This window comes from Kibdelosporangium philippinense, assembly GCF_021390435.2.
Lineage (GTDB): Bacteria > Actinomycetota > Actinomycetes > Mycobacteriales > Pseudonocardiaceae > Kibdelosporangium > Kibdelosporangium philippinense.
The window spans coordinates 428,798-454,793 of sequence record NZ_JAJVCN010000004.1 but is presented as its reverse complement, the minus strand read 5'-3'; the positions used below and the strand labels follow the sequence as shown (position 1 = coordinate 454,793).

The following is a 25,996-nucleotide window of genomic DNA, read 5'->3' as shown; positions in this document are numbered from 1 at the left end:
TTTCGAAAGGAAACGCCTACCATGACCACGAACCGCGCCCTGTTCTTCAACGGCCGTCCCCCGGAAGCAGCCCTGCTGTGTGTGTTGTCGTCCAACGAAACCTTCGGCACCCCAGACTTCGAACTAGACCCGGCGTCCCTGTCCATCCTGCCTATCGCCCGCGCTATCTTGAGTGCCACCTCCGACGAGGCGTACGAACACGCCGTGCACCGGATGATCATCGGATGGGATGCCGCTGGACTTGGGTCGGCCCAAACCGCCGCCGACGCCGGACGACTAATCGGGGACTGGTGCCCCGACCCCAGCGAGCACTACGACGAAGCCTTCTATGACAGGTGCTTCGACCACGCCTACGCCTTCGACGACGGTTATGTGTGGTGGTGGCACGCTGGCGACTGGCACCGCGTCAGAGACGCCCTGTCTAGTGTCAGCAACGAAACCCGGCTCACCACGCATCGCCAACCGGAAGTGTCCACAGCTGCCAATACCCACACTGGATTGGCTGCCCGCGCAGTGCAAGCCGCATACGCCCACCGTGCCGCCGACCCTGACGGATTCCACAACCGTCACGACAACTGGAATCAATGGGCACGACGGGCCCGAGTCGCACGCACCATCGCTGCCGCCCTACAAGTCACAACCGACGCCGTACTCGTCACTGATGACCCACATCGCACCTACCACACCCGCACCGGACCGGTACCAGGCGACCTCATCACCGTCACCGACCCATCAACACAACAAAAGTGGCGTTTCATCCCCGACGACAACACTCCGGGGATCGGGTGGCAACTCCTAGGCCACTGCCTCAGGTGTGCCGCCCACATTCCCGTTGGCCGCATCGCCACGCTCGCCGACCTCGGCGACCACCTCGATCGGTCGAGTACACACGACCACAAAGGACACCACCAATGCTGATAGAACAACACTGGACACCGGGCGTATGGATCGACGGACACCAATCGACCAACACCGACACCACGGATGCCTTCGGCACCTTCGCTCACCACGTTCACGAAGACCTTCTTGCTGCCCAAGTCGTCGGGGACATCCCCGCCGATGTCGAGATCACGCTCAGCGCCTCGATACTGACGCCGCTATGGGAACCCGAAGACGGCCCAATCGTACTGCTTCTACACATCCGATTCACCGGGCTCACCGAACCCGAGCACACCATCGCGCGCAAGAACGTCACAGCTGAAACCCTGTACAGCATCGATCATCACAGCACGAATGACCTTACGCCCGAACAACTCCGCCAATACTCTGGCGCCCTGTTCTTCGTCGATCAGAACAACAGACCACGATACATACGGATGCACCACCTCCTCCAACCGACCTCATAACACAGGCATCATCCCGTCTACAAGAGACAGACATCTTGCATCGAACTGCTTGACTTCACGGCCGAAGGAAGCGTCCATAGTCATGTGGCCCAGCACACCGGCAGCGCAACCGGGGGCCGCACCGCCCTGGCCAGGGCATGAACTACCCACCAACAGTCACACGAGAATCGAGGTAGTCATGTCCACGAAAACCTCCGCCTCAACGACCGAAACCGCCAGCCCGAATGGCGCCAACCATCCACAACGGACGATCGATCAAGGCGCCGACGCCACCGTACGCACTGGCACCGAAGACAAACTGTGGAAAGCGCTACGCGCCCACCCCAACCACACCACCACCCAACTGTCCGTGATCGCCGGGATCGGCAAATCCACCGCAGGCAAGATCCTTGCCCGCTGGGCGAATGAAGGTAGCGCCACGAGAACATCCGGCACCGCCGAAGGCAACCGACGCGCAGCCGACTTGTGGTCAATCACCGAAGCCAACGACGTCTCGGCAGACCAGCTGGCCCCAGCCGTCGAACAGCAACCCCTTGCGAGCACGCCAGAGCAGAACGATGAGGGCCTGGGGAATGACACGGCAGACGAGGTTGAGGACGTGGCAGTCACAGACGCCGCCGATTCCAGTGACACCGACATGAAATCGGAGCCCGACGACTCTGCAGGTGAGGCACCATCGAAGCAGCTACGGCTTCCTCCTGGAGGGTTGCGAGGATTGGTCGAGGACTGGCTACGCGATCACCCCACCGAAGAGTTCAGCCCGAACAAGATCGGCAAAGAATTGACTCGGTCTGCAGGCGCGGTACACAACGCTCTGGAGAAACTCGTCCATGACGGCTACGCCGTAAGGACCAGCGACCGCCCGAAGCGTTACACGCTCGCACCAACCGGCACCAGCTAAATCAACTATGACGGCAGCTTCGTGTGCCCTAGGCGAACCAATGTAGCTTGGGGCACACGTCAACAACGGTTGGCAGAACGCGACAATAACCCGTCACTGCGTGACGCAGCGAGCCAGCCGCTCGTCGATGAGCACGCCAGGCCGTAGCCGGGTGACAACGCTAGAACGCGTACACGCCATGCCTTTCGGCCAGGAGCGCCCGCCACTGCGGGATGGGAATCCGGGCTCGGGCAAGAATCACCCAGCCTTCGTGGAGAGCGCGAATGGTCACGCCATCGAGGTCATGCCAGACAGCCTGCTTGTGGCAGGAAGGGCACGAGTTCGGGTTGAAACTGGCTCCGCGCGCACCCGGTGGACGTGGCAGGAGCTGCGCCGCAAGGTCAGCCCATCCGGCCTCGTTGAGGATCGAACGCGCGGTGGCCACGGCGTTGGGCTGGTCGCATGTCACCAGTTCGCCGACCTTCGGACGATGCCATGGCCGCAACCCAAATACCCACGTCATCTCGCTGCCACAGGATTTGCATGGATAGTCATAACCCCAGACTTCGACAAACAGTCTTCCGTCGCTCAACGCTAGCCCCCAATGACCTTCAAGCCATTCCGACGAACGCTATCTTGGCAGTCTTCAGCGACCGACAGCTACAACTCGGCTGACGTGGCAGGTCGAGTCGCACCGAGGTATCCGTCTCGGTTCCACCGGTAGGAACCGATCTGGACGCGCTCGCCGAAGGTGGGTGCGTGGATCATTTTCCCAGCGCCGATGTACAGGCCGACGTGGCGAACTTTGCTCGGTGGACCGTAAAAGACGAGGTCGCCAGGCAGGAGTGGTTGTCCGGCGGGAACTCGCGGGCCTGCGTGGTATTGGGTGTGGGCGGTGCGTGGCAGATTGATTCCGGCGGCGGAGTATGCCGCTTTGGTTAGGCCGCTGCAGTCGAAGCCGCCTTCGGAAGGGCCGTCGCCACCCCAGACGTAGGGCAGGCCGCGTTGGCCGCAGGCGTAGTTGATGGCGGCCGCAGCGGGGGCGTTGGGTGCTTGGATGGCGTTGCAGTCACCGGCCCCGCCTGCTGCCGCTGCGGCGTTAGAGTAGGTTTCTGCTTGCTCGAGAACCTTTTTGACGTACCAGTCAGCATGGTTGTAAGCGAAAATGGCTTTGTACAGGTCGCCTGGCGCACCTGAGTCGCAGAGGTAGAACGCGGCAGCGTGGATGGCGTCGTGCGGGTTGTAGCGGGACGGTGGGTTCGCGCCTCCCGGCGGGATGGTGTGACGCGAGACGACACCGTTGAAGGTGGCGTGGAGAAACTGCATCGGACCGCCAGCACCAGCGAAGTTCTCTCCACTGTGGACTCCTGGCAGGTTTGAGCGGCCGTGGTCGGTTTCGATCTTCCCGATGGCGGCGAGGATGCTCCAGTCCAGTCCGGGGCAGACCGCGGAGGCCTGAACGTAGAGGGCGCAGTAGTCGGATGGGATGTCGGCGATCGGCGTGCCGCAGTTGACGATCGTGCCGTTCGACGTGCTGCCGAGCACAGCTTCGACAGCTCCCTTGCCTGCCGCGGCGATCAGCACAGGCACAAGCACCAGCAGGGCGATTACGCCGATGACGGCTTTCGAAGCCATGAGTTGCCCTCCTCGGTGCCGTTGGGCCCGCGTGTTGGTGGCATGGGATGCGGTGGCGGCGACTGCGCGGCGGTTCGGGCGGGCGCGAAGTCGGGTAGGACGGGTGGGACGTAAGGCCATGCGCGTAGAAGGTGATGCAGCTGCTGGCGTCCCGTGTGGCCAGTCGAGTCGAGGGGCAGCCAGACCGCGTCTGCCGGGCTGGGATGCGAGGACTGCGGATCGAGAAGCTCCGCTGCGGCGGTGGCAACAGGGACCGTGCTCGGCTTGTCGAGCTCGTGCCACAGGCGATACAGCAGCCGGCGGGCGTTGGCTTCGCGCCGTGAGGTCGGCAACCATATGAGCACGGGTGTGGTGATGCCGGTGGACTCGGCGAGCGCGGCGTATCCAGTGAGTTTCCCGGCAAGCTTGCTGAGCGTCTCGGTGCCGAAGTCGTATTCGAGGAAGAACTCGGACTCGTGGTCGCCGTAGCGCCAGCGGCCGTAGGCGTCGGGTTTGATCAGGTCGCCGAAGTGTTTGGCGCACCGGGTTTCTGACCACCACGCTGGCACCGTGGCGTGCTGGTCATGCCGTGCGCGTTCGATCAGTGCGGTGAACCATTCGTTGACGCCGACGGTGTGGGCGAGCCGAAGACTGTGTGCGACACCAAGGGCGCGGTCGTGCCGGTATCCCAGCTCTTTCACATCGATGCCGTCTTCGGCGGCCAATACCGCCGCTCCCGCTGGAGCGAGCACGTAATGCATGGGTGCGGTGCCGACCGAGATGTAGGGCTGGAATCGGTCGACGACCGACCACTGGTACAGCTCGCGCAGTCGCATGCGGCCTGACCGAAACGACGGAAAGGCCAGGGCGGTGATCTGGTGAGAGGTAAGCACGCGGTGCTCATGCAGCATCCGGATGATCCACCGATCCCTCGGCGTCAGTCGAAAGGCTAGAACCGCTTGGTGCTCGGCGGAGTTGGCGATGCGTGGTGTGGGACGAGCGGGTTTGTGGCCGCGCAAGGCGCGCTGCCTGGTCGGGTTGGTGATCATGTGCAAAACCTCCGATGGTTCAACTGCTGCGACGTGGGTCAGAACTGTGAGGCCGCTGGACATTCCGGGGATCTGATGTCGTAGGCAAAGGCGATGTGTGGGCACGCAAGGCGCGACGGGCCATGCCGCGGATGTCGCGAGCTCGGCCGGGGATGGCGCGTGCCAGCGGCTGGGTGAGCAGCGTGAACGGCTGTGCTTCTTCGCCGTGCAGAACGAGGCGTGCGGCGGCGTGGTAGACGCCGAGATGTGCGAGGTCGTGATCGGTGAGTCGCGGTGCAGTGTGCCGCGACAGTTCGCGGGCGTCCTCCGGAGAGGCATTGAAGTAGATCTTGCTGCGGGCGTTCGTGGAAATGCCTTCGCGTAGTTCGCGTGGGAGCTGGCCAAGGTGTTGGTGCGCCAGGGTCATGGCGAGCCGGAATCCGCGGGCCTCGGCGAGCATGTCCTCGATTGGATAAGGCAGGTTGAGGAAGTTGTGGCACTCGTCGATGACAAGGCTGGCGTCACGGCGCTGGCGTTGCGGAATACGGGCGCGGCTTGTGGTGGCCTGCCAGGTTCGAGTGACGACCAACGAGCCGACGAGCCGTGTGGTTTCTTCACCGAGTGACCCTTTGGGGATGCGAACCAGGCAGATGCCGCCGTCAAGCACGGCGCTCATGTCTACTGTGGAAGGTCCACCGGCGATGGCGTCACGGACGAACGGGCGCAGCAGGAAGGCGCGCAGCTTGTTCATCAAAGGTGAGATGACTTGGCTACGGCCAGAGTCGGTGAGTTCTTCGTACCAGGACCAGAATCCACGCAAGACCGAATCGGTGATACCTGCCGTGATACGGGACCGGAACGCGGGATCGGCCAGTAGTTTGGGGAGATCGGCCAGGGTGGCGACGCCTTCTTGGGCGCGCAGGGTGAGGCAGGCGGCGCGCATGACGTCGTCGGTGCGGGGTCCCCAGAACGCGGAGTAGACGCGTCGGAACACCGAGACGAGATTGTCGACGGTCAGGTCCGTGTTGCCACCGTCGAGCGGATTGATGCACGGCGGACGGGTGCGGCTGTCCGCGTCGAACAGCACTACCCGCTCACCCGCTGATTTCGGCAGCCGAGACAGGATGTCGGTGACGAGGTCGCCCTTGGGGTCGACTAGCACGATGCCGCGGCCTGCTTCGGCGTCGGCCAGGATCATGTTGCCGAGCAGCGTGGATTTGCCCGAGCCTGTCGCGCCCAGGACGTGCAGGTGATGACGCGCGTCGGGCACGCGGAGCGCGACAGGTCGCGAGTGTCCGGTATCGGTTATGCCGAGGGGTTTGGCTTCGGGACCGGGTGTGGCGATCCCGGGTGGTGGTGCGACGGCTCGGGCTCCGGCGCGTTGGATGCCCGGGATGGACGCGTCGACGGGCAAATGCGCCAGCGCCGCGAGTTCCGGGACCGAGAGCAGGTCGCCCCGACCCAGACGGCGAACCTCGAGGACGGCGCCTGGGTGCCGCAAACGTGTGCGCCTGTAGTGGTTGTGTTCGGTGTAGGCGGCGAATGCGGCCGCGAGTGCGTGAGCCCGTCCGCGGGCGACGTCGTGGGCTGTGCGGATTTCGGTGTCGGTGCTGTGTTCGGGCAGGAGGGTGGCGACGGCATAGCGGATCATGGTCTCGTACTGGGAGCCGCGTTGTTTGGTGACGATGGCGCGGTTCTGCGCGCCGTATTCCAGGGACGTCTGCGGGTCGCTTCGGGGTTTGTGGTCGGGCGGGCGGCTGCTGGTCTTGACGCCGGGGGTGATGAGGTCGAGCAGGCGACCGACGACGTGTGCGGATCCGCCGGTATGTACTCGTCTAGCTGCCCGACGCGCTCGGGCAACGCGGCGGCCGGTGACGGGCCGGGCGAGGATCTGCAGACAGGCGTAGTCGTTGCGCCCGAGTCCGACTGGTGCGCCGATCAAAGCGCGAATGGGGTCGGCGTCGAAGGCGGTACGGATCGGCAGCGCTTCCGGGCGCGCCAGCCGCAGCTCGCCCCCGACGACCAATCTGCGTTGTCCCGACGACGGTGGCGGCAGTGGCGGGTCTGGTGGTGAGCTGGTGCTGGTGTGCGCGCCGGGCCAGGCCGCCTCGATGGCGCGTTCGACAAGGGCGGGCGGGATGACACCCGGGACCCACAGCTTGATGGCGACGCCTGCTTCGGAGAATAGGTATTCGCACGCCACGTGTGGTTGCCCGGTGACCAGGCGGCGCCATGCCGGGCGGAGCAGACCAACCAGGTTGGCCCACAACGCTTCCCCACCTGCAGGGTCGACCTCGGGCGGTGGCAGCACGGTGATCTGCCGAGCATCCGCGATCAGCCGCGCGTGGCAACGTCGAGCCCAGACTCGACGGCCGAGCGCGACCATTGTGATCCCGACGGCAAGCGCAGGTGCGGCAACAGGCCCCCACTCAAGTGCCCAGTCCCGCAGACCCGCGACGAGCGCGCGTACCGTACCGCCTGGGTCGCGAAGGTACTCGCCGATCCATCCGTCGGTGGCGCTGCTGGCGAAGCCGCCGAGAAGTGGTCCCGTGTTCGGGGCAGTAGGTATCCAGCCAGGCATCATTGGTTCCCTTTCACCGAAGGGCGAGAAGCGGGGTCAGGCGGCGTCGAGATCGATCTGCTCGTCGTCGGCCTCAACGAGACCCAAGTCCACGTAAGGCTGATCACCGTCCGCGGTGTGCGTGTGCTCGGCGTACTCGGCCAGCTCGGCGGGATTGCTGGTGACCAAGTAGTGCTCGGTCGGTGAAGCGATGCTTTGAAACGCCACGCGTTGCGTGCCTGCGGACAACAATCCCTGTCCTCGATCCGCGGACAGCAGAAACTGCCGCTCCCCCGCCGACAGATCAAAGGTCCGGGTGATCTCGTCGATCGCCTGCGACGCTTGCCGGAGCAGGATTTGTGTCGCGGCGTTCGCGACGACGGCCTTGCCGAGATCGCTGCCCAGGACGTCGGCGGTATCCTGCGTGGCGACAGTCAGTCCGGCCCAGTGTTTACGGGACGCTTTGGCCATTCTGTACAGGAATTCCGCCCCCGCCTGGTCTCGCATGAGCAACCACGCCTCGTCCACCACGACCAGCCGTGGGCGGCGGATCGCGGGATTGCTGACCCGACGCCACACCGTGTCGAGCGTCAGCAACGTGCCGATGGACTTGAGTTCGTCCGGCAAGTCCCGCAACGAGAACACCACCAAGTGACCTTCCGGCGTGGTAGTCGTCGGACCGTCGAACAGCTGCTTGAACGCGCCGTCCACATAGGAGTGCAGCCGTGCGGCGAGCTCGCCTGCTGCGGTGTCGCCGGCGGAACCGGCCGCGGTCAGGATGTCGCGCAAGGTCCGCAGAATCGGCGAAGGCCGCGTCCATGTGCGCGGGTCGGCGGTGATGCCGACGGACTGGTAGGTCGCGGCGATGCCTCGATCCAAAGCGGCGCGCTCGGCAGCGTCCGGTTCCCTGCCGATCAGAACCGCGATCACGGTGTGCAGGAACAAACTGCGGCGCACCAGCGCGTCCTTAGGCGCGGTCCGCCGCCCATCCGCGCGAGTGTGGACAGGGAGATCGAACGGGTTGAGCCTGACAGCATCGCCGCCGAGGTGCACGTAGGTTCCGCCGACCGCGGCGGCCAAACGGGCGTACTCGTCCTCGGGGTCGACCACGGCGATCTCGATGCCGCGGTACAGATTGCGCAACAGCTCCAACTTGACCAAATAGGACTTCCCGGCACCAGAGCGACCGAGGATCACGCTGTTGTGGTTGTGCATGCCCTCGCCGAACCGATCCCAATGCACCAGCCCCTGGGAACCAACGTTGTAGCCATAGAGCACCCCGGACGGCGCGGCGACACTGGTCGGATCCGGTGCGGGCAGATCGGGCGAGGTGAACGGGTAGGCCGCGGCCAGCGCGCTGGTGTCAAACGTTCGGCGCATGCCAATCAGGTCCAGCCCCATCGGCAAGGTCGAGACCCAGCCTTGCAAGGACCGATAGGTGGTGTGCTTGGCATCCAGCAACAACGACGCGCACAGCGATCGCAGCGCGGCGACCTCGTCAGCCAAGCTCCGCTCGGAGTGGGCGTGGATGGTCAGGTACAGGCCAACACGAAACAGCTTCCCTTCGCCGCGCGCGACCCGCGCGGACAGCTCGTAGGCGTCTTCGGTCGCGGCCTCGACGTGGGGATCGTGCAACCGACCGTGCTCGGCGGTGTGCCGACGACCAGACTCCAATTTGGCCAGTCGCTTCTTCAGCCGCGACGCGGCCGTTGCCGGGTCGATCGGCTCGACATGCACCGACACATCCAGGCGCCCCGGATAGGTCAGCAACGGCGACAACCAGCCGGGGTGAACCTCCCGAGGGAAGCCAGTAATCGCGAAGCTGGCCACCCACTCGCCACCGACCTCCAGATGACGTGCGCCAACGGACAGAGCGTCCGGGGTAAACGCGCTGGACGCGTGCAGTGTCGTGGATCGGCGCGTCATCGAACTCGCCCGCTCTCCTCGGCGTCATCCCAGTCGTCCGTGGCGGTGGTGATGACGTCATCCGCTGCGGCGAGTCCGGCCGAGGGCGATAGGAACGTGTCGGGATTGCACGCGCTGGCCAGCACGGCGGTGGCCTGCCCGGCATCCAGCGGTGTGATCACGATGCCGGCCGGTGCGAGCAGTTCGATCGCCTCGCTGAGCCGACGAACCAGCCGGGATTCGGCCGCACGCCGTGCCGCGACGGGAATGCTGGCTTGCTCGCGACGCCGTCGCGATCGCGCCTTCAATGTCGCCAATGGTGATGGTCCGCCGAGGCCGTCAGTGGGTGTAGTGGTGCCGATGGGCTCGCGCAGCACAAGCAGGACCTGGCGGCGCAAGAGGTCGCTTTGTTCACCCAGCTGGGCTAGGTAATCGGCGTGCTCGTACGCGGCCTGTTCCAAAGCCGGGTGCGGCAAGCCGCCAGCCTGCTGCCGTAGCTCGGCGATCTGCCCAGACAGGTCCAGTCGTTCCGTGCGCACCAACACCTGGACCGGCGCGGTGAGGCTGTGCAGGTAGCGGCCGAAGCTCGCGACGAGCGCTTCTTGCTCGTTCGGTGTGCGCAGAGCGAAGTTGACCGTGCTGGCCACCGCGACCACCGCGAGGCCGTCCTTGCCGAGGTCGACCACGCCCGTGTCGGTGACCGCTTCCGCCGGCAGCCGCAGCGCGGATGGCGAGATCTGCTCGTCGACCGCACTCGCGGTGTTCGCAGTGGTGGTGAGCCAGTCAGGCGCGGGACGCACGCCCTCGGGTGCGGCGACCTGATGTCGCGGACCGAGGCGCTGGCGGATCGCGGCCAGCACGACGCGATCCAGCGACACGCCATCCCGCTGGCCCACGGCGAGCATCGTCGCGGCGGCGCCAACCGGAACCGCGAAGGCGAGGAACACCGGCAGCGGCATGAACGCACGTGTAACTATCCACAGTGCATAGAGGACGAGACCGGTCACCGCGAGGATCGCGAGTTGTCGGGCGGTCAGCGGGCCGATGACCCGGTCGGCCATGTCGACATCCGCGGGGATACGCACTGCATAGGACCCGCTCGTCCGGGTCTCGTGGTAGCTCATTGGTGGTCACCCATCCGTTTCATCCGTTGTGTGGCCGAGAGTTGCCGGTGTTGTTCGAGCGGCGCACGCGGCAAGGGCTGTGGTTCGTGTGCGAGGTCGACGGCAAGCAGCGGGCGACGCTGCGGCAGGAATGGACCGATCGCGGCGTGCCGGCGGCCGATCAGCGGCTCGCAGCCGAAGGGCTGACCGCGTTGCGTGCGGTGATCGACGCGATGACCGCCCACTGTTCGAGCGACCACCGGGTGGGTGAATGATGATCTTGATGGTGCTCGATATCGACAGCGACGGTTCAGCCGAGCCGGGAGTGAGGCGTGGTGACCGCGGCCCAGGGCTGCGAGGCGGTGATGGCCGTCGCGAACATGGTCGAATCGTTGCTGCGCAAGGAAAGCCGCAACAGTCTCGGTGGTGGCGATGAACGGCGCGTCGAAGATCACCACGGAACACCGGGCACGGTCGGCGGTGGTGTACGTGCGGCAGTCGACGGTGATGCAGGTCCGCGAGCACGCCGAGTCGACCGCCCGCCAGTACGGCCTGTCGGGCGTGGCGGTGGAGCTGGGCTGGACGGCCGAACAGGTCATGGTCGTCGACGCCGATCTCGGCGTGTCGGGCCGGTTCGGGTCGGAACGCGACGGGTTCCGCGAGCTGATCTCGCGGGTGTGCCTGGGCGAGGTCGGCGCCATCTTCGGGCTGGAGGTGTCCCGGCTGGCGCGTTCGTCGGCCGAGTTCGCGAGGCTGCTCGAACTCGCGCGCCTGACCGACACGTTGCTCATCGACGGCGACGGAGTCTACGACCTGGGCGACGTCAACGACCGCTTGTTGTTGGGGCTCAAGGGATCGATGTCGGAGGCCTTATGTGGACGTCCACATAAGGCCTCCTATGCGAACCCGTCCGTTATGCCGACCTGGCGGGGGAAGTTGTTTGCTCCCAGCAAAATCTGGCTACCAAGTTCGTTATAGTCACAGACCGTTGAGGAACGCGAGGATGGTGTCGGGGGGTTGGTAGCGGCCTGGTGGTGCGTCGCGGGGTGCGGTTCGGGCCAACGCCCGCTCCTTGAGTGCAAGATCGGCATGGATGTAAACCTGCGTGGTGGCCGTGTTTTCGTGTCCCATCCACAACGCGATGACGGAGATGTCAACACCGGCGTGGAGCAGCCGCATCGCGGCGGAGTGCCGCAGGACGTGAGGTGAGATCTTCTTCTCACCCAAGGTGGGACAGGATCGCGCTGCAGTGGCTGCATGTATGGAAACCCGGCGCTGCAAGGCATCCCGGCTCATGGGGCCGCCGCGGCGGGTCGGAAACAACGGGTCGGCAGGCAAACCAGCGCGTTCGGCAAGCCAGGCACGAAGCACCATGACGGCGCCAGCGGTGAGTGGGGTAATCCGCTGTTTTCTGCCCTTGCCCAGACAACTGACGTGCGCGCCGGTGCCCAGGTGGAGATCACTGATCCTCAGGCGGGTGAGTTCGGTGGCGCGCAGCCCGGTCTGGCAGGCCAGCATGAGCAGGGCGTGGTCGCGGCGTCCGGTCCAGTTGCTCGGGTCCGGGGCGGCCAGCAGCGCGGTGATCTCGTCCTCGGTGAGGTAGGTGATCAGGGTGCGGTCGAACCGTTTGGGTGGGATTGCCAGGACCCGCTGGATGACCGCGGCCTGGTCGGGATGGTGCAGCGCTGCGTAGCGGAACAGCGAGTGGATGGCTGCCAGTCGGGCGTTGCGGGTGCGGACGCTGTTGCCGCGGTCGGTTTCCAGATGGGTCAGGAACGCGCCGATCAGCGGAGCGTCCAGATCGGTGATGTCCATAGTGGAGGGTTGTTTGCCGGTCTGTTTCTCGGTGAAGATCAGCAATAGCTTGGCGGTGTCGCGGTAGGCGGCGATCGTGTGGCCGCTGGCCTGGCGTTGCCGGGCCAGTCGGTCGGTGAAGAATGCTTGCAGGGTCGGGGCCAGAGTGCCGCTCATGCGCCACCTGCCAGGTGTTCGGCCAGGCGCTGCCCGGCCAGGGCCATCAGTTCCGGTGCGGCAGAGAGGTACCAAAATGTGTGTTTCGGGTCGGTGTGGCCCAGGTAGGTCGACAGCCTGGGCATCATGGCCGGGATGTCGGCGCCCTGGCGGTACCAGTCCAGCACGGTCGCGACCGCAAAACTGTGCCGGAGGTCGTGGATTCGTGGCCGGCAGGACGCTGAGCGGCGTGTGATCCCGCACCCCTCGGCCAGGCGGGCGAAGACAAGGCTGATGTTGCTGTGTAGCAACCGTGTCCCCCTGCTGGAGAGCAACAGTGCTGGGCTGGCCGGTCGTGGCAGCCGTTCCTGCCGACACTGTCGATAGCGGGTCAGGGCTCGCATCGCGCTGGGGTGCAAGGGAACCAGGCGGTGTTTGCCGAACTTGGTGTCACGCACCATCAGCAATTCGTGCTCGACGTCGAGATCCTCGTCATCAAGGGCGATCGCTTCACTGATCCGCAGGCCGCTGATCGCCAGCAGGCTGATCAGGCTTTGGTAGGTGGCGGCCCGAAGGCGCGGACGCAGCATGGCCGCGGCCTGGATGAGTGACCGGATCTCAGCCTCGGAATACAAGTACGGAGTAGCCCGGCAGGGCCCCACGGCGTGGATCACCCCGGCCGGCGGAACCTCCACACAGGGGTCAAGGCTGTGCAGGTAGGCGGCGAAGCCGCGCACCACGCTGACGCGGATCGCCAGCCAATGCAGGGATGTCCCAGCGGGTAGCGTCGCCCAGGCCAACGCGTTCTCGGTGGTGATGGTGTCGATGCCGTCGTGTTCGAGGTAGTCGACGAACTGACCCAGCAAGCGGCCGGCGTTGGCCAAGCGGAAACCCACAGCGCGACGCAAATCCAAGTAGTCCGCGAGCGCGCGGCGCAGCGGGGGACGTGACTGTGTCATGCCGCCTCACCTGGCCAAGGCCGGGCCAGTGCCCGTAGCGCCTCGGTATCAACCTTCGCGTAAATCGCGGTGGTCAGCGGGCGAACATGTCGTAGAGCTTGGCCGATGTCGCTCAGCGAGCCACCTCCACGCAGCATGGCGGTGGCCGCCGAGTGCCGCAGCCGATGAGCGTGCACCACGCCAATACCAGCCCGTCGGCCCGCGGAGGCCACCGCAGTCGTGACAGCGCCGGTGCTCAACGCCCGATACGGAGCCTGCGCACGAACGAACACCGTCCGGCCCTGGGCAGCGGCAGGGCGTCCGTTGCGCAGATAGGCGACGATCTTCTCCCCGACATCAGCCGGCAGCGGCATCCGATCACGCCGATTACCCTTGCCCCACACCGTGATCTCACCGAGTCGCCAGTCGATGTCGTCTAATCCCAACGCGGCGACTTCACCAGCGCGCAGCCCGAGCCGAAACAGCAACGTGAGGATCGCCAGATCCCGCCGCCCTGTCGAGGTCTGCTGATGTCGGCGTACGGACTCATGTGACCAGCCACGTACGGGTTAATGTGTCCACTTTGTAGCGTGTCGGGGTGTCGGTACGCGCTGGTGATCGTCAAGCTGTCGTGCGACCTGGCGGGTGTGTATAGGGACGGCACTGGTGATCTTGGACGAGGAGCGGTGGGCGGAGCTGCGTCGCTTCCGTGGCTTGTATGAGTCCGGCGCGATGAGCATCTCTGCGATCGCGCGGGAGACCGGGCTGCACCGGCAGACTGTCCGCAAATACCTGGCCAGCGACGCGCGGCCAGGACCGCCGCGAGGCAGCAGCCGCAAGGGGACCCGCACGCCGGTGATCGCCGCGATGGCGCCGGTGATCGATGCGTGGCTGCGCTCAGAGCTGCTGCTGAAAGGCACGGTTATTCACGAGCGGCTGGTCGAGCAGTACGGGTTCACCGGCAACTATCAGCGCGTCAAGCTGTATTTGCAGGAGGCCCGTCCCAGGATCGCGGCCGAGCTGGGTATCGCCCCGGACGAGCTGGGGCTCCTGCACCGCCGGTTCGAGGTGATCCCAGGCGCGCAGGCCCAAGTGGACTGGGGGGACGAGGGTCAGATCCTCGCGCATGTCGGCATTCCGAAGGTCTACTCGTTCCACATGACCTTGTCCTATTCACGCGACCCGTTCTGCTGCTTTACCACCAGTCAGGACCTGGAGACCTTCTTCGCCTGCCATCGCCGGGCGTTCGAGCACTTCGGCGGGGTGCCTCGGGCGATCGTCTACGACCGCACCAAGACCGTGGTGCGTCGGCATGTCGCCCCAGGCAAGGCCGTTCCGTTGCATCCGGAAGCCGTGGCGTTCGCCGGGCACTACGACTTCGACATCGACGTGCTGGCCGCATACCGCCCGACCGGCAAGGGCCGGGTCGAGCGCCAAGTCGCGATCGTGCGCGATCACGTCCTGGCCGGTCGTGGGTTCGCCAGCCTGGAGGAGATGGACTCGGCGTTCACCGCCTGGGTCCCGTTGCGGCGCAAGCGCGTCCACAGCACGCACGGCGAGGTCATCGGCCACCGCGCCGCCCGTGACCACTCGGCCCTGCACCCAATCCCAGTCAGTCCGTATCTGGTCACGCAGCGGCATCTGCGGCACGTCGGCAAGGACTGCCTGGTCGCGTTCGACGCCAGCCTTTACTCAGTTCCTGCCCGCAAGGTCCGTCACCGCCAGCTGGTCGAGATCCGCGCCACCGCCGACACCATCAGCCTGCATGCCACATCCATCGACGCGGCCACGACCGGCAACCTAGCCGACGGCACCCTGCTGGCCGTCCATCCCCGGGCCACGACCAGAGGCCAGCGGGTCGTCGACGAAACCCATTGGGACGGTCTGCCCGACGGCCACACCCGCGCGGTTACCACCAGCATCGAGGACGACGACCACGACGGGAAGGTCATCCCGCTGCGGCCCAATACCGCGCCTGAACAGTCGTGGCCCCGGTCACTGGAGGCGCTGCTCACCCGCACCGCCGCCGCACAGATCAAGGTCGAACACCGCCCGCTGTCGGTCTATGAACAACTCACCGGCACCGGACCCAGCAGGACCACAGCACTACCGCAGACGAAGGATCACCGTTGAACGAGCTGGTCACCACCCGCATCCGCTCCACCGCCACCCGGCTCGGCCTGAACCACCTGCCCAGCCAGCTCGACACCTTCGCCCGCCGCGCCGAGGACAACCAGATGGGATACCTCGAGTTCCTCGACCTGGTCCTGGAAGAGGAAGCCGCCGTCCGCGACGAACGCCGCTTCCGCAGCGCCCTGCGCCTGTCGAAACTGCCGCACCACAAGACCCTGGACGACTACGACTTCTCCTTCCAGCCCGAGCTGGATCCGCGGAAGATCAAAGACTTGGCCACGCTCTCGTTCATTGAGGACAAAGGCAACGCCGCTCTGCTCGGGCCGCCCGGAGTCGGGAAAACACACATCGCCGTCGCTCTCGCGGTCGCTGCCTGCCGCGCCGGCTACACCGTCTACTTCACCACCCTGGACGACATGGTCCGCCGCCTGAAAGCCGCCGACGCGATCGGACGGCTCACCAGCACTCTGCGCACCTACCTACGGCCCAACGTCCTCGTGATCGACGAGGTGGGCTATCAGCCCCTCGAACGCGCCGAAGCCAACCTGGTCTTCCAGGTTATTTCGAAGCGCTACGAGAAAGGCTCCGTCATTCTGACCTCGAATAAGAACTTCGGGGAATGGGCCCAAGTCTTCAGCGACGAGGTCCTCGCCACCGCGATCCTCGACCGGCTCCTGCACCACTGCGACGTCATCCCCATCAACGGCCCCAGCTACCGGCTGAAGAACCGACTCGCCGCCATCACGGACACCGCCACCGTCGCTTGACACCTGGACACATCAGTTCGTACTCACCTGGACACATCACCGGATACGCCGACAGCTGATCACACGAGGCCAGCAACGCGACCACCTGGTCGGCTTCCAGCGCTTGAGGCAGACCTCTCAGCGTCCAGCCCGCTACCGAAGGCACGGCTGTGGCCAGCGGCTGGTCGATGACACCTTCCAGATACAGAAACGTAAGCAGGGACCGGAGAGCCGTCACGATCCGCTGAGCAGACCGAGGCCGCTTCCGACACTGCACCACCACGAACGCGGCCACCTCACCCGCGGTCAAGCGCTCCAGATCAACGTCATCTTCGGTCTTGTTCGCCCTCTCTAGCAGGAACGGTTGTACCAGGCGCACATTCAGCGCGACCGTCGTTTGGGCCAGTCCTCGCTCAGTGGTGAGGTAGTCGCGATAGCGGACCAGTAACTGCTCCACCGGGGTTGTCGCGGCCGCAGGGACCCACGCTGAAACCACCCCCAGATGCTGCAGGTAGCCCACCAGCGGCCGCAGCGCTCGTGCGGTGCGCTCGTTGACGTAGCCGGCCGCGCGGCGGTAAACGAAGTAGGTATCCACCGTCGCGGGGGTCAACTCCGACGTCTCCAGACCCTCCCGAGCCAGCCATCGGCTCAGGTGCGCCATCAACCGCACATGCGCCGCCGCGGTCAGCGGCGTGTAACCCAATCGCTCCAGCTCAGCCCGGTAACCATCAGCATAAGGAGCTAACGGTAGGCACACCCGAGCCCAACACGGAACTGTCGTCATGACCTTCTCCTCTCCATCAAGGTGTTGAGCGAAAAGGAGACGCTGATCAAGGACGCTGATTACGCCGAACTTGGTAGCCAGATTTTGCTGGGAGCAAACAACTTCCCCCGCCAGGTCGGCATAACGGACGGGTTCGCATAGGAGGCCGAGCTCCACCTGCTGGCTGGCCGCCTGCACGGCGCGAAACTGGCTGCCGCACATCGAGGTGAGCTGCGTGCCCAGCTCGCGGTCGGGTTCGTCTACGACCTCGACGGACAGGTGGTGATCGACCCGGATGAGCAGGTCCGCACCGCGGTGGAGGACCTGTTCGCCGAGTTCGCCCGCACCGGCTCGGCCTACGGCGTGGTCAAGGCGTTCGCCGACACCGACCGTCTGTTCCCGCAACGTGCCTACGGCGGGGCATGGGCCGGGCGGCTGAAGTGGGGAAAACTGGGCCACTATCGGGTGTTGCAGGCGCTGAAGAACCCCGCCTACGCCGGTGCCTACACCTACGGGCGCAGCTACGACAAGCGCCGGGTGCAACCGGACGGCACAGTGCGCTCCGCGCGGCGCAAACGCGCCCGCGACGAGTGGACGGTGCTCATCCACGACCATCACGAGGGCTACATCAGCTGGCAGCAGTTCCTGGACAACGAGGCCAAACTCGCCGCGAACCACACCGCCCGCGGTGCTCGCCCGCCACGCGAGGGCAGCGCGTTGTGCCAGGGCATCATCTACTGCGGCGCGTGTGGTGCGCGGATGGGCACCCGGTACGGCAACCGCCACTACGTGTTTTACGTATGCACCAGCGCCAGCGACCAGGCGAGCACCACGGGCTGCCGTTCGGTCGCGGTGGCCACCGTGGACGACGTGGTCGGCCGGTTGCTGCTTGAGGCGGTCACGCCCGAGCAGATCACCGCGGCGTTGGCGGTGGCCGACGAAGTCACCGAACGACACGTCCGCAGCCATCGGGCCGCCGAACTCGCGGTCGAGCGCGCCCGCTACGAGGCCGACCGCGCTGAGCGCGCGTTCAGTCAGGTGGAACCGGAGAACCGTTTGGTGGCACGGAGTCTGGAGTCCCGCTGGGAGGCCAAACTCGCCGCGCTGGCCGAGGCGGAGACGGCGTTGGAGACCGCACGGGCGGCCAAGCCGCCGCTGCCGCCCCGCTCGACGCTGGAGGCGCTGGCGGCGGACCTGCCGCGGTTGTGGGACGACCCCGACACGAGCCCGCGGGATCGCAAGCGACTGCTGCGCACACTCATCGCCGACATCACCCTGCTGCCGATCGAGCAGCGTGGGCAGGTGCGGATCGGGGTGCGGTGGCACACCGGCGCTACCGACGAGATCACGGTCAACCGCAAGGGCCCCGGCCGCACCCCCACCACCGCAGTGGAGATCATCAGCCGCTATGGTGCGGCCAAGACCAGCGCCCAACTCGCCGAGCAGCTCAACGCCGCCGGGCTGACCACCGGCAAGGGGCGTCCGTTCGACACCGCGGCCGTTGCGAGGATCCGGGACACCTACGGCATCCCCGCCCCGCGCACCGCAGCCGTCCAGGACGGCGAGGTCAGCGTCACCCAAGCAGCCAAGCTGCTGGGCGTGTCGACCAAAGCGATCTACTACTGGATCCGCCACGACCTCGTGCCCGTCCGGCGCGTCGAGACCAGCCGACGATGGTGCATCCCCTGGAACGAGGAAACCCAAGCCATCTACCGACAGCAAGCCGCCAAACCCACATCGCGCGGCAAGCGAACAACCCCAACAATCGCAGGAGGTGCAGTATGAAACGACCGTCGGGATACGGACAGGCGTGGTCATGGCTTACCTCCAGGCTTGGGTGGTGGCGGAAGCGGCCCGCTCGGAGGCGACGCGCGTCTCCTCGGCGGCGTGTGTGGCTTCTTCTTGGGCGGCGTTGCGCGGCGGTTGGGCCGCCCGTCGCGCATGAACAGGCCAGGCGCCGTCGGTGGGCTGGGCGGATAGCCCGTGGGGCGGGCGTCGAACTCGTCGCCCACCGTGGTTCGAGGGGTGATCGGGTCGGCGTGCCGGACGTACATCGGCAGCATCCCGGGCTCGGGTGGGATGAGCGGGTGACGCACGTGCGGTGGCCTGGCCGCAGGGTTGACGTGCCCGTGTCGGGTCACCAATCCGGGCGAGTGGGGCGGCATCGGTGCACTGCCGGGATGAGCTCGATGCGGGTTGGCCAGCTCGTCGGCGAGCGTGGACCTTGTGGTGCCGGGCGCGGAGGACCGTAGTCGCAGTGGGAGCATGCCCGGCGTTGGCGGAATCAGTGGACGATCGACTCTCACGGGTCGCGCGTGCCGCCGGACTTGACCTTCGGGTCCGAACAGGTCGGGATGGTCTGCTGGCGTCGGGCGCTGCCCAGGCGTGTCACGGCCGGGATCGTGCAACTCGTCGGCGAGCGTGTGCCGTGGCTGCCCTACCGCGGACGCCCCGCGGCGCAGTTTCAACGGCAGCATGTTCGCATCGGGACGGATCCACTTCGCCGCACGTCGGCGTCGCCATGACCACCACGGCAGTGGCTGCGACCATGCCTTGCCGTCGCTGCCGCCGTTAGGTGCCGACGGTGCGAGGCGCCGCGGCTGCGCGGACCCGCCATGACCGCGGCTCATGCGGCCGAGCAGGCCGAAGGTCTTGTAGGCGATGAAACCGCGTACGAGGCTGCTCAACAGCGACCGTCCACCCGAGCGCATCGGGCTCAAGAACCAGTACGGAATCTTGAACAAGATGAATAGCAGCGCCAAGACAATGAGCAGGTTGACCAACCCGGACACGGTCGGGCCGAACAGCGTGAAGCCACCCGGCGTGAAGAAGACGTTGATCGCCGCGACCAATGCCAGACTCTGTCCAACCTGGATCGCCAGGCAACCGCCGAAGACTTTCCACCACCACTGCGCGATGCCTTCGGTCTGCGGGAGCGCGTGGCCCATCAACGCCAACGGCGCACCGGCGATCAGGATGATCGTGATCGCCACCCGCACGATGTACGTGATCAAAAGGAGCACGAGCATCACGGCGACGACCAGTCCAATGAAGACCAGCCACATGCCACCATTGGTGAGCGAACCCAGCACAAGTTCAGTGAGTGCCTTGCTCGCTCTGGCGGGGTCCATGCCGTCGCCCAAAACAGCTTGCGACAACCCGTTCGCGATCTGAATGGCTTTGGTCGCCACCCACAAGCTCAGCGCTCCGGCCACGAAGCCGACCACCAGCCGAGGCGCGATTTCCTTGACCGTGTACCGGGCTTGCAGTGTCTGATAGCTCATGATCAGCACGCCGCCGATCATCACCAGCAGCCCGTAGCTGACCAGCAGGATGTCCCACGAGTTGTGCCACAACTCGCCGACCCGTGGCAGCGAATCCGGTGTCGGTGTGGTCAGCAGTGTGCGGCCCAACAGGTCCAGCAACGGGTTTAGCGCAGCCTCAACGAGAGTGCGGAAGAAGTCGTTGATCGCTTCGGTGATGCACGCACCGATATTGGTGAGCCCGCAGTCATCTTCTTGTTCGCCTGGAGGAACGGGTTGGCCCGAACCGGGGCCGCTCGGCGGCGGGGAACTCGGCGGCTGCGGGATACAACCCTCGCCGGTGCACGGCGGCCGAGGTGTCGTGGTGGTCTGGTTGAGACACTCGTACTGCAGTGATCCCGGAAAACACGTCACCGACGTCGGAGGCCCTGTCGGGATCGGCAGGTTCGGTGTCGACGTGCTCGAGCTTGGCGGCGGAGTCGGCAAGGGTTGCGCGTGCACCGGGCCGAGCGGCGCCGCACCGGCGTTGACGGCCAGCGCAGCTCCACACAGGACAGTCAGACTCACTGTCAGCAACCACGCGATTGCCCGGCCACGCCACGGACCGTGCATAGGGGGAGGCGCGAGCATCCTTCGGTAAGGCTTGGCCGTGGGCATCGCCTACGCCCCCACGATGCCTTTGAGGACACTCACGACCAGGGGCGCCAGCGCGGCCAGCCCGTAGCCGATGGCGGCGCTTTTGAAGCAGGTCTTGGCTTTCTCCTGCTCGCCAGGATCTCCCCCACCCATCACCCGACGGACACCACCAACTGTCAGGAAGACGGTCGCGAGAGCGGCCAAGATGCTCATCAACCAGTTGCGGATGTTGTCCAGCACTTGATCGACCGATCCCGCCAACGCGAGCACAGTGCCTTGTGCGTACGCGGGTTCCGCCGCGGCGAAGGCGAGAACAGCAACGTGAATCAGCAGCGCCCAATGCCGACGGCGAGCGGGCGTGGGCTGGCGTGGAGTCAGGCGCATCGCGGCACCTCCGAAGTCGTGGTGTGCGCGGGACCGGCCGGTTTCCTCCCGCAGCCCCGAACTCCGGTTTCGGAGCCCTTCGGGGACACGCGACGGCGGACTTTCTCCACCTCGACGCCGGTCACGCTCGGTGAACCCGAGGCAGTGCGCGCCGCGCTGGTGATGACCACCGCGTCGGCCGCCTGACGGGCTACATCACTGTCGGCGTGACTGCTGGGGGCGTCGCCCAGCAGGTACGCGACCAAGCGGTGCTCCGCACGCAGCCGGGCCTTCTTGACCGCCTGATACGTGGCACCGCGCAACTCCGCCGCGACCTTGAGCGGTGTGCCTTCCAGCCGAGTCGTACCGATCAGCTCGGCTTCCTCAGCGGTTATCGCTCGTTCGGCAACGGCGCGAGCAAGGACGAAATCTGGGTGGCCCCATGGCGGTGGTGGTTGGTGTGAGCGGAACGCGCTGAAGGACGGCGCCGGGGCGTCGAAGGCTTCGCGTACCGCGACGTATCCAGCGCGGTAGGCCGCCCACCGCAGCCGCAACATGATCCGCGGTTTGCGCAGATCGATTGTGGTGAGTTCGGCGAGGAAACCAGTCAGCACGGCGGCGTCGATATCGGCGGGATCCCCAGCGAACCGGGCCGTGAGTTTGCCGGCGATCGCGGTGAGCGCCGGCAGCGCTACGCCCGTGGCACCGACTGTCCAGGTCGCGCCCTCGGTGCGTGAACGCAGCACAAGATGCGCCCAGACCGCGTCGCGCAAAGTCTGTGGACAGCGGCGCGCGAGCAACCGGTCACGCAGCTCGTTCAACGGCACTCGACGGTTCGGCAGACCGGGGAACAACTGACCGTCCACAGCGACGGGATGAGGCCCCGTGATGAGCCACTCGAAGGCCGTTCGTGCGGCATCCAAGGGTGCTGCGTCACGCCTGAGTCCGGCACGTGGAATTGAGTATTTGGAAGTCATGTACGACTCCTCGTGGAATGTGGAAACAGCAACGCCACAAGGAGGCCATGAGGGATATGACCAACCGCTGACCGGATTAGTACAAACCAAATACCAAACTGGTACTGACGCTCGCAATGCCATGGCATCGGCGGACTTCAAGATCGACAAGGTGAACGATCGAAGATCGACTTTTCGATCTCGATTACCGGCGACTACCAGGCGATTTGTCGATCCAGTACTAGTTCAGTACCACTCCGGTAAGACCGAGGTTCACGAGCCCGGTGAGCACTGTGAGTATCACGCCGCCATGCCGTGGTTGACCCCAATATTGCGTCTATTCGCAAATAACTTCGGTTGCACGGTCTCCACCGAAAAATTCTCGATCGGCCTGTCCCCTGCACGGTCTTATTCCGGAGTTCGGAGGTGTCAGCAGGCGCCGCGTACATCGCGTGGCGCACCGGCTTCGCGGAGGCACCCGTGACCCACTCCGAACAACCCGCTCGGCGGCGGCGCAGCACCGCCGCACGGGCAATAAGTTCCCGACCATCATCACGGCCTGGCGGTGACCGCAGGCCCTATCCCACCGCGCCAACAACCACCCGCGTCAGCCTTCCGAAGACCGGCAAGACGAACACTCAAACGCGCTCACGAAGGTCGGCGTCAACACCAACCCCCGCGACAGTGTGGGCGTGTGACACAGCGACGAATCCCGATGCGAACTGGCCCGCACCGATCATCGCCAGAATCGTCGAGTCATTCAGCAAGCCACAGGAACACGTCACCGTACTGGCATGGCCAACGACCCGGGACGCATCGACCGAACCCGACAACGACGCCATCAGGGCGGCCGGTCGGGACAGCCTCACAGCCGTTATGAAGATCGCCGAAGACCTCGACCGCGCGGCTCGTGTGGTCCACGTTCCACGAGCATCATCGCCCACCGAACAGACCGCTTCGTCGATGTCTGGGAACCTCGCCGTCAAGCGTGCCGACCTCGCGGATCCGTCGCATGATGACGTGCTCAACATGATCGATACCGAGCCCGCGAGTACGGATCTGCTCATCGCCAGCGTGCGTCCCGAGCACACCGACACCAGCGAACTGCTGGCACATCTCGCAGCCCACTCGTTGCGCGTCGGCGGCATCCTCACCGTGTTCACGCACTGTGACTGGTCACGAGGCGAGTTGACCGATCCGACCGGCCGGATCGTCACAGCAGGCCAGAACGCAGACCTGCTCTACCTCCAGCACATCATCGCCTTGCACACCCCTATCCGCGACGGCCACATCGCCACCACAGTGGACGGACGCGATGCCGCTGAACACGCCCGCACGCGCCATCGCGCGGTCGTACGTGGATTGCCCGCACCACACCTGCGCGTGCATTCCGACATCCTCGTGTTCGCCCAACCCCACGACCACAAGCCGCCACCCATGACGCCCGCCACGGCCGCCCGCGAGACGGGAGTCATCCAATGAGGACAACACCCGCATCCATAACGCCGGTCCCCGCACTGTCGGTGTGGACCACAGCGCAAACCGCGCCAACGACGCAACGCAAAGGCCGCTACGTACCCGAGTCGACCCCACACCCCGCCAAGATGCTTCCAGCTGTCGCGGCCTACGCCATCAGCCACTACACGCACCCCGGCGAGTTGGTTCTGGACCCGATGTGCGGCATCGGCACCACCCTCGTCGAAGCAGTCCACCTCGGACGCCGCGCTGTTGGCGTGGAGTACGAACCACACTGGGCCAACGTCACTCACGCCAACCTTCAACTCGCTACCGAGCACGGCATCAACCACAACGCACGGGTATTCCGCGGTGACGCCCGCCAACTCACAGCGCTGCTGCCGCCGGAGTACATCGGGCAGGCCGCGCTCGTCGTCACCTCACCCCCGTACGGGCCATCCACCCACGGACGAGTCGCCGTAGCGCCCGGCGAGGGAATCCAGAAGTACTACCACCTCTACGGCAACACCCTCGACCGCGGAAACCTCGCCAACATCGGCCACCACCGACTCCTCGCCGGGTTCACTCGCGTCCTGACCAACGCCACCGTGTTCCTCCGGCCAGGCGGGCACATCGTCATCACGATCCGTCCTTGGCGCGAGCATGCCGAACTCATCGACCTGCCCGCCCAGATCCTCGATTGCGGCCGCGACGCCGGCCTGATCCCGGTCGAGCGTTGCGTCGCCCTACTCGCCAGGGCAGCCGAACACGACCTCGTCGCACGCGGAAGCTTCTTCCAACGCGACTTCCTCCGCAAACAGCGCGACGCCGGATTGCCTCTGCATTTGATCGCGCACGAAGACGTCCTTGTCTTTCGTACACCACTTCAACGCCCGGCCGAGTCGGGCGAAGTACGCCACGCTTCTGAAAGCCAAGCGGCATGAACTCCAACTCGCTTTTCATCACCACGAGCCCTGGACCGATACTCGGATCGCTGTGCACGGGCTATGGCGGCCTCGACATTGGCGTGCTCACCGCGCTCGGCGGCGGGCGAATCGCTTGGTGCGCCGACACCGATCCACACGTCGCGAAGATCATCACCGCGCGGATGCCGGGCGTACCCAATCTCGGTGACATCCGTGCCATCCAATGGGCTGCGGTAGAGCCGATCGACGTCCTCACCGCGGGCTTCCCTTGTCAGGACATCTCCGCCGCCGGACGCCGCGTCGGCATCGAGAAAGGCGAACGCAGTGGCCTGTGGACCAACATCATGGCGGGCGTTCGCGTACTACGACCCGCGCTGCTCATCGTGGAGAACGTCGCCGCGCTTCGCTGGCGCAACGGAGGCCTCCACCGTGTACTCGGCGACCTGGCCGAAACAGGGTACGACGCGCTCTGGCGTAGCCTCGGCGCCGCCGAAGTCGGTGCCGCACACGAGCGACAACGAGTGTTCCTGCTCGCGTGGCCACGACATGTATGGGACCAAGATGCTCCCCACACCGACCGCGCACGACGGAAGCTCCAACGGCATCAGCGCGCTGAGTCGTCAGGGTGGCCCATCTCTGCTGGAGCAGTGGCCCATCTCTGCTGGAGCAACTGCGCCTGCTGCCAACGCCCCGAGCGACCGACGGCACCAAAGGATGTCCCGCCCAACGTGGCTCCAAAGGCGACTTGATGCTGCCATCCGCAGTCATCCGACTGTGTCCTCACCGAACAACACCACGTCCAAAATAGACCGCAGCCGAACGTCTGCCAGCCTCATCGACTGGGGCGTATACGCAGCAGCAGTCAATCGCTGGGAACGGCGACTCGGCCGACCGACACCGCGACCAACACAGCCAGGACAACACGGGCGCCCAGTGCTGGCCCCCGCATTCGTCGAACACCTCATGGGCCTCCCCTCGGGATGGGTCACGTCCCTGCCATTGCCGCGTACCGCCCAACTCCGCGCACTGGGCAACGGGGTTGTGCCACAACAAGCTGCCTACGCCATCTCACTGCTCTTGGACGACCTCGCGGCACTCACCATTAACGACGTCCGGCAGGTGGTCGATGCAGCATGACTTCAACTCCTCAGCGCCGGTCACGAGGCATCATTCGCCCCAGCCCTCAGCCGGCGCCAGCCGAGCAAGAACAGCCGCGCCATCACCAACCGGACAGCGACGAGCCCTTGGTCTACACCGCCGATCAAGCGGCTGCTCTGTTGCAGGTGCCCGCCTCCTGGCTTCGCCGCAAAGCGGCAGCCCGCGCGATCCCATGCAGGTACATCGGCAAACATCTCCGGTTCACCCGAACCGACTTGCTCACCATCACAGACATCAGCGCGGCAAAACGAAACCAAAGATGACCGCACACCT

The 25,996-nt window shown here is 65.6% G+C and carries 24 protein-coding genes and 1 pseudogene; 12 read left to right on the top strand and 13 right to left on the bottom strand.

Annotation, left to right across the window (positions count from 1 at the left end):
• Positions 1-21 precede the first annotated feature (21 nt).
• The 3 genes from LWC34_RS45010 to LWC34_RS45000 all read left to right on the top strand — a co-directional run bounded on the left by LWC34_RS45010 (position 22) and on the right by LWC34_RS45000 (position 2,247).
• Positions 22-918, top strand: a complete 897-nt coding sequence (locus LWC34_RS45010; protein WP_233731418.1) for a hypothetical protein — start codon at positions 22-24, stop codon at positions 916-918.
• On the top strand, positions 912-1,346 hold the full coding sequence (locus LWC34_RS45005) for a hypothetical protein (RefSeq protein WP_233731417.1): 435 nt from the start codon (positions 912-914) through the stop codon (positions 1,344-1,346). The genes LWC34_RS45010 and LWC34_RS45005 overlap by 7 nt, the downstream gene beginning before the upstream one ends.
• Before the next feature lie 178 nt (positions 1,347-1,524).
• Positions 1,525-2,247, top strand: coding sequence for a MarR family transcriptional regulator (locus tag LWC34_RS45000; protein ID WP_233731416.1), 723 nt, complete (start codon positions 1,525-1,527; stop codon positions 2,245-2,247).
• A gap of 160 nt (positions 2,248-2,407) precedes the next feature.
• On the opposite strand, the gene LWC34_RS44995 is transcribed toward LWC34_RS45000, so the two are convergent.
• From LWC34_RS44995 to LWC34_RS44970, 6 genes are all read right to left on the bottom strand, one after another.
• A complete protein-coding gene (locus LWC34_RS44995; protein WP_233731415.1) occupies positions 2,408-2,749 on the bottom strand; it encodes a hypothetical protein in 342 nt (113 codons plus the stop codon).
• A 137-nt stretch (positions 2,750-2,886) separates the two neighbouring features.
• A complete protein-coding gene (locus LWC34_RS44990) occupies positions 2,887-3,861 on the bottom strand; it encodes a C40 family peptidase (protein WP_233731414.1) in 975 nt (324 codons plus the stop codon).
• A complete protein-coding gene (locus tag LWC34_RS44985; protein ID WP_233731413.1) occupies positions 3,834-4,889 on the bottom strand; it encodes a replication-relaxation family protein in 1,056 nt (351 codons plus the stop codon). Before LWC34_RS44985 ends, LWC34_RS44990 begins: the two co-directional genes overlap by 28 nt.
• A gap of 19 nt (positions 4,890-4,908) precedes the next feature.
• Entirely contained in the window at positions 4,909-7,449 is a 2,541-nt protein-coding gene (locus tag LWC34_RS44980) for a type IV secretory system conjugative DNA transfer family protein (protein ID WP_233731412.1), read from the bottom strand.
• Between the two features lie 36 nt (positions 7,450-7,485).
• Positions 7,486-9,354: a VirB4 family type IV secretion system protein gene (locus tag LWC34_RS44975; protein WP_233731411.1), complete on the bottom strand. Its 1,869-nt coding sequence runs from the start codon at positions 9,352-9,354 to the stop codon at positions 7,486-7,488.
• Entirely contained in the window at positions 9,351-10,457 is a 1,107-nt protein-coding gene (locus LWC34_RS44970) for a PrgI family protein (protein ID WP_284051884.1), read from the bottom strand. The genes LWC34_RS44975 and LWC34_RS44970 overlap by 4 nt, the downstream gene beginning before the upstream one ends.
• Before the next feature lie 2 nt (positions 10,458-10,459).
• Here LWC34_RS44970 and LWC34_RS44965 point away from each other — a divergent pair, with 2 nt between their 5' ends.
• Positions 10,460-10,711 (top strand): DUF5372 family protein, encoded by a 252-nt coding sequence (locus LWC34_RS44965; RefSeq protein ID WP_308200239.1) that lies wholly within the window; start codon positions 10,460-10,462, stop codon positions 10,709-10,711.
• 157 nt (positions 10,712-10,868) lie between these two features.
• Entirely contained in the window at positions 10,869-11,414 is a 546-nt protein-coding gene (locus LWC34_RS44960) for a recombinase family protein (protein ID WP_233734063.1), read from the top strand.
• Here LWC34_RS44960 and LWC34_RS44955 read toward each other — a convergent pair whose 3' ends face one another.
• The 3 genes and pseudogenes from LWC34_RS44955 to LWC34_RS44945 form a co-directional block, all read right to left on the bottom strand.
• Entirely contained in the window at positions 11,415-12,407 is a 993-nt protein-coding gene (locus tag LWC34_RS44955; protein ID WP_233724684.1) for a tyrosine-type recombinase/integrase, read from the bottom strand.
• Positions 12,404-13,345, bottom strand: coding sequence for a tyrosine-type recombinase/integrase (locus LWC34_RS44950; RefSeq protein WP_233724685.1), 942 nt, complete (start codon positions 13,343-13,345; stop codon positions 12,404-12,406). The genes LWC34_RS44955 and LWC34_RS44950 overlap by 4 nt, the downstream gene beginning before the upstream one ends.
• A pseudogene (locus LWC34_RS44945) lies at positions 13,342-13,836 on the bottom strand (tyrosine-type recombinase/integrase); the annotation flags it as partial. The gene LWC34_RS44950 and the pseudogene LWC34_RS44945, both read right to left, overlap by 4 nt.
• Before the next feature lie 154 nt (positions 13,837-13,990).
• On the opposite strand from LWC34_RS44945, the gene istA reads away from it, so the two are divergent.
• Together istA and istB are read left to right on the top strand one after the other, a co-directional pair.
• The gene (istA, locus tag LWC34_RS44940) at positions 13,991-15,457 is read left to right on the top strand and encodes an IS21 family transposase (RefSeq protein ID WP_233723026.1); all 1,467 of its coding nucleotides are present in this window, start codon (positions 13,991-13,993) and stop codon (positions 15,455-15,457) included.
• Complete coding sequence (istB, locus tag LWC34_RS44935) at positions 15,454-16,224, top strand: IS21-like element helper ATPase IstB (RefSeq protein WP_233723025.1); 771 nt, start codon at positions 15,454-15,456, stop codon at positions 16,222-16,224. The genes istA and istB overlap by 4 nt, the downstream gene beginning before the upstream one ends.
• Here istB and LWC34_RS44930 read toward each other — a convergent pair.
• Positions 16,199-16,987: a site-specific integrase gene (locus tag LWC34_RS44930; RefSeq protein ID WP_233731408.1), complete on the bottom strand. Its 789-nt coding sequence runs from the start codon at positions 16,985-16,987 to the stop codon at positions 16,199-16,201. The genes istB and LWC34_RS44930 overlap by 26 nt on opposite strands.
• 261 nt (positions 16,988-17,248) lie before the next feature.
• Between LWC34_RS44930 and LWC34_RS44925 the strand changes: the two genes are divergently transcribed.
• Positions 17,249-18,751 (top strand): recombinase family protein, encoded by a 1,503-nt coding sequence (locus tag LWC34_RS44925; RefSeq protein WP_233731407.1) that lies wholly within the window; start codon positions 17,249-17,251, stop codon positions 18,749-18,751.
• A 29-nt stretch (positions 18,752-18,780) separates the two neighbouring features.
• Here the strand turns inward: LWC34_RS44925 and LWC34_RS44920 are convergent, their stop codons facing one another.
• The 3 genes from LWC34_RS44920 to LWC34_RS44910 all read right to left on the bottom strand — a co-directional run bounded on the left by LWC34_RS44920 (position 18,781) and on the right by LWC34_RS44910 (position 22,205).
• Positions 18,781-20,796, bottom strand: coding sequence for a TrbL/VirB6 family protein (locus LWC34_RS44920; RefSeq protein WP_233731406.1), 2,016 nt, complete (start codon positions 20,794-20,796; stop codon positions 18,781-18,783).
• Positions 20,797-20,889: 93 nt separating this feature from the next.
• Positions 20,890-21,249, bottom strand: coding sequence for a pilin (locus LWC34_RS44915; RefSeq protein WP_233731405.1), 360 nt, complete (start codon positions 21,247-21,249; stop codon positions 20,890-20,892).
• The gene (locus LWC34_RS44910) at positions 21,240-22,205 is read right to left on the bottom strand and encodes a hypothetical protein (protein WP_233731404.1); all 966 of its coding nucleotides are present in this window, start codon (positions 22,203-22,205) and stop codon (positions 21,240-21,242) included. Before LWC34_RS44910 ends, LWC34_RS44915 begins: the two co-directional genes overlap by 10 nt.
• Positions 22,206-22,868: 663 nt before the next feature.
• Between LWC34_RS44910 and LWC34_RS44905 the strand changes: the two genes are divergently transcribed.
• The 4 genes from LWC34_RS44905 to LWC34_RS59145 all read left to right on the top strand — a co-directional run bounded on the left by LWC34_RS44905 (position 22,869) and on the right by LWC34_RS59145 (position 25,986).
• On the top strand, positions 22,869-23,666 hold the full coding sequence (locus LWC34_RS44905) for a hypothetical protein (protein ID WP_233731403.1): 798 nt from the start codon (positions 22,869-22,871) through the stop codon (positions 23,664-23,666).
• The gene (locus LWC34_RS44900; RefSeq protein ID WP_233731402.1) at positions 23,663-24,583 is read left to right on the top strand and encodes a TRM11 family SAM-dependent methyltransferase; all 921 of its coding nucleotides are present in this window, start codon (positions 23,663-23,665) and stop codon (positions 24,581-24,583) included. The genes LWC34_RS44905 and LWC34_RS44900 overlap by 4 nt, the downstream gene beginning before the upstream one ends.
• On the top strand, positions 24,580-25,314 hold the full coding sequence (locus LWC34_RS44895; protein WP_233731401.1) for a DNA cytosine methyltransferase: 735 nt from the start codon (positions 24,580-24,582) through the stop codon (positions 25,312-25,314). The genes LWC34_RS44900 and LWC34_RS44895 overlap by 4 nt, the downstream gene beginning before the upstream one ends.
• A 384-nt stretch (positions 25,315-25,698) precedes the next feature.
• On the top strand, positions 25,699-25,986 hold the full coding sequence (locus tag LWC34_RS59145; protein ID WP_372496772.1) for a helix-turn-helix domain-containing protein: 288 nt from the start codon (positions 25,699-25,701) through the stop codon (positions 25,984-25,986).
• Positions 25,987-25,996 lie beyond the last annotated feature (10 nt).

Bases quoted from the DNA above. Each gene is read 5' to 3' on its own strand.
- LWC34_RS44995 (WP_233731415.1), bottom strand. From the start codon at position 2,749: ATGACGTGGGTATTTGGGTTGCGGCCATGGCATCGTCCGAAGGTCGGC.
- LWC34_RS44950 (WP_233724685.1), bottom strand. From the start codon at position 13,345: ATGACACAGTCACGTCCCCCGCTGCGCCGCGCGCTCGCGGACTACTTG.
- LWC34_RS44960 (WP_233734063.1), top strand. From the start codon at position 10,869: ATGAACGGCGCGTCGAAGATCACCACGGAACACCGGGCACGGTCGGCG.
- LWC34_RS44975 (WP_233731411.1), bottom strand. From the start codon at position 9,354: ATGACGCGCCGATCCACGACACTGCACGCGTCCAGCGCGTTTACCCCG.
- LWC34_RS44990 (WP_233731414.1), bottom strand. From the start codon at position 3,861: ATGGCTTCGAAAGCCGTCATCGGCGTAATCGCCCTGCTGGTGCTTGTG.
- LWC34_RS44985 (WP_233731413.1), bottom strand. From the start codon at position 4,889: ATGATCACCAACCCGACCAGGCAGCGCGCCTTGCGCGGCCACAAACCC.
- LWC34_RS44930 (WP_233731408.1), bottom strand. From the start codon at position 16,987: ATGACGACAGTTCCGTGTTGGGCTCGGGTGTGCCTACCGTTAGCTCCT.
- LWC34_RS44900 (WP_233731402.1), top strand. From the start codon at position 23,663: ATGAGGACAACACCCGCATCCATAACGCCGGTCCCCGCACTGTCGGTG.
- LWC34_RS45000 (WP_233731416.1), top strand. From the start codon at position 1,525: ATGTCCACGAAAACCTCCGCCTCAACGACCGAAACCGCCAGCCCGAAT.
- LWC34_RS45005 (WP_233731417.1), top strand. From the start codon at position 912: ATGCTGATAGAACAACACTGGACACCGGGCGTATGGATCGACGGACAC.
- LWC34_RS44980 (WP_233731412.1), bottom strand. From the start codon at position 7,449: ATGCCTGGCTGGATACCTACTGCCCCGAACACGGGACCACTTCTCGGC.
- LWC34_RS44955 (WP_233724684.1), bottom strand. From the start codon at position 12,407: ATGAGCGGCACTCTGGCCCCGACCCTGCAAGCATTCTTCACCGACCGA.
- LWC34_RS44910 (WP_233731404.1), bottom strand. From the start codon at position 22,205: ATGACTTCCAAATACTCAATTCCACGTGCCGGACTCAGGCGTGACGCA.
- LWC34_RS44895 (WP_233731401.1), top strand. From the start codon at position 24,580: ATGAACTCCAACTCGCTTTTCATCACCACGAGCCCTGGACCGATACTC.
- LWC34_RS45010 (WP_233731418.1), top strand. From the start codon at position 22: ATGACCACGAACCGCGCCCTGTTCTTCAACGGCCGTCCCCCGGAAGCA.
- LWC34_RS44970 (WP_284051884.1), bottom strand. From the start codon at position 10,457: ATGAGCTACCACGAGACCCGGACGAGCGGGTCCTATGCAGTGCGTATC.
- LWC34_RS44915 (WP_233731405.1), bottom strand. From the start codon at position 21,249: ATGCGCCTGACTCCACGCCAGCCCACGCCCGCTCGCCGTCGGCATTGG.
- LWC34_RS59145 (WP_372496772.1), top strand. From the start codon at position 25,699: ATGACTTCAACTCCTCAGCGCCGGTCACGAGGCATCATTCGCCCCAGC.